Source organism: Candidatus Woesearchaeota archaeon (genome assembly GCA_003694805.1).
Classification (GTDB): domain Archaea; phylum Nanobdellota; class Nanobdellia; order Woesearchaeales; family J110; genus J110.
The window spans coordinates 1-2,567 of the sequence record RFJU01000101.1 but is presented as its reverse complement, the minus strand read 5'-3'; the positions used below and the strand labels follow the sequence as shown (position 1 = coordinate 2,567).

The following is a 2,567-nucleotide window of genomic DNA, read 5'->3' as shown; positions in this document are numbered from 1 at the left end:
GGGCGGGGTGGTGGTACTCGTTCGACTTCGTCGTTTTAGCCCTTCTTGGAACGATAGTCTTCCAACTATTTCGCAAGCTTGTTCACACCTACCAAGAGCGCCGAAACATACGCTTCAACCAACTGTTGCGTATTTTCACAGAAAAAGCGCTGCTCCTTAATCTAGCCCTCCTCTTCTTTTTCGTTTTAGCTTCCTTCGTTCTCACAGACGCTTTAGGCGGCAGTATGAAGTCCGCTCTCACCGGCCCCATATCATTTATCTCAATAAAGGAAGCAGCACACGAAACGCTCTGGCCCAACGTCTTCACAACAGTTGCGGAACTCAACGAAGCAAATCTTCCTCAAATAATTGGTAGTTTCGGCTCTAAATTCGTTCTCTTCCTCGCGTTTCTCGGCATTGGCCTCTCACTCCTCCCCAAAAAAACTACGCTTATCTCATGGATCATCCTCGGAACGTCTCTGTTCTGGAGTGTTTTCCTTGTCTCTTCGGGAGCCCAAACACTCCCCATTCTGAGGTATCTTATCTTCCTCGCCCTCCTCATAGCAATTAACCTGCTCATCGTCCTCTTTCACAAAGAATCCACGTCTTATTTTCATGCGTTCCTCGTGACTATCTGGCTCTTAGGCACTATCTACCCAAGCACGAAAGGCGTTCGGTTCATCTTCCTCGCTCTCCCTGCAGTGAGCGTCTCAGCCGGGCTCGCCTTAGGAAAGCTTAACCAACTCCTCCGCGATGTTAGCAAGAAGAACCTCAACATCTCGCCTTGGTTCGCCACCGCGTGCATATGGCTTTTCATCTTTGCACTCTTCAACCCCGTCCCTCTCGTGACCGGGACGAGCAGCAAAGGCTTGCTCATTAAGACCAAGGCCGTTGCGCTTGGTGAAGTTCCTTCCATGAACGACGCCTGGGTAGGCGCGCTCACCAGCATTAAAGAAAACTCAGAACCTGACGCGATTATCAACTCGTGGTGGGACTTTGGTCACTGGTTCAAATACTGGGCAGACCGAGCGGTCACGTTTGACGGAGGAAGCCAAAATAGTCCCATGGCACACTGGATAGGAAAAACGCTTCTAACTCCCAGAGAAGACGAGGCAGTCGGTATTCTGCGCATGCTCGATTGCGGTAGCAACAACGCATACGAACGGCTCCTCAACACGACGCAGGACCCGCTCAAAACGATCGACCTCCTCTATGACATCATTCCCCGCTACAATCACAACGAAGCAAAACGCGTTCTCTTAGCAGAAGGCATTTCACCGAAAGACGCGGAGGACGTACTTGACCTCACGCACTGCAACCCCCCAGAAGACTTCTTTATCACCAGCCAAGACATGGTTGGGAAAGCAGGCGTTTGGGGCCACTTTGGCAGCTGGAACTTCACGCGCGCTAAAATCTACAACGACCTCAAAAAACTCCCCCGCTCAGAACGAGTAAGCTACCTTCAAAACACCCTCAACATCTCCAGATCCCAAGCTCAACAAACCATTGACCAAATACTGAGTTCAGACAAGGCAGCCAACAACTGGATTGCTCCATGGCCGGGGTATGTCAGCCAGAACTGGTTCTCCTGCAAAGGCCCCGCCCAAAACGAAACAGGGAACGTCACGTGCAAGCTCGGCATAGGCATAGGAAACGTTCGAGGAGCAAACGGCGTCATCGACGAATTCGTCGTGAACCCTGAACGGCCAGAAGAAGCCAAGCTTAAGATCTCCTTGCGCAACCCGTCCACCGGCGCGAAAATAAATGAAATAGAAGGATTCATCAACGCACTCGTCATTGCACGGGAAAACAGCTACGATCGCTTTGACTACCAAAACGCGACCGTGGGTTTTGGAGGCCTCCTCGACGTCGCAGGAGGGAACTACCGCATCCTCATCGCCGACCCTCTTCACATCAGCAGCACCTTTACTAAACTCTTCTACCTCGACGGGCGAGGCATGAGCCATTTTCAGAAATTCCACGACACTCGAGCCGTGAACGGCTGGAGAATCATCGTCTGGAAAGTGAACTGGGAAGGCGAAGGAATCCCCGCGCCAAGCAACGAGGGACGAGAGACGTAGCACGTCCTCAGGCGCCCGCAGAAAAACCTTGTCTTATAATTTTGCAAGCGCCTCATCTTTTTCTCTTGGAACGTGAACGCTCTTGCAGTCAATATCCTCGTCTTGGACGTACTTGAGCCCGTGTGTAAGCGCGATGTACGCCTTCGCAAGTTCTTCCCCCAAGTACGCGGCGTGCTCCATCTTGCTCACAGCCCCCGCCCGCAGAATGGTGTAGTAGAGCTCGACAGGCCGTTTGCCCGCGACTTTCCATTGCGGCTCTCCCTTGTTGCTCAGAAACCCTACGAGAATGCGCTTTTTTATATGGTCTACTTCGATGAGAAAATACCCCTTCGGGTCCTGCGACCAATACGAAGGATGGTAATCAACAACCAGTGTTTTCGGCCAGTTTGAAATGACTCGGCTTTTCAAAGGTGAACGCGCCATTGCTTCGGCATAGAAGCAAAGTTTATTTAAAAATGTTGTGAGCATTTCTCGGGCAGGCTTCGCAATTTTTGCATTTTTTTAAAG

The 2,567-nt window shown here is 51.2% G+C and carries 2 protein-coding genes; one reads left to right on the top strand and one right to left on the bottom strand.

Annotated features, from left to right (window positions below; all coding sequences use genetic code 11):
- A partial coding sequence (locus D6783_03790) for a hypothetical protein (protein ID RME52798.1) occupies nucleotides 1-2,060 on the top strand: 2,060 nt, incomplete at its 5' end.
- 33 nt (nucleotides 2,061-2,093) lie between these two features.
- On the opposite strand, the gene D6783_03785 is transcribed toward D6783_03790, so the two are convergent.
- A complete protein-coding gene (locus tag D6783_03785; GenBank protein ID RME52797.1) occupies nucleotides 2,094-2,528 on the bottom strand; it encodes a DUF4346 domain-containing protein in 435 nt (144 codons plus the stop codon).
- Nucleotides 2,529-2,567 lie beyond the last annotated feature (39 nt).

Bases quoted from the DNA above. Each gene is read 5' to 3' on its own strand.
- D6783_03785 (RME52797.1), bottom strand. From the start codon at position 2,528: ATGCTCACAACATTTTTAAATAAACTTTGCTTCTATGCCGAAGCAATG.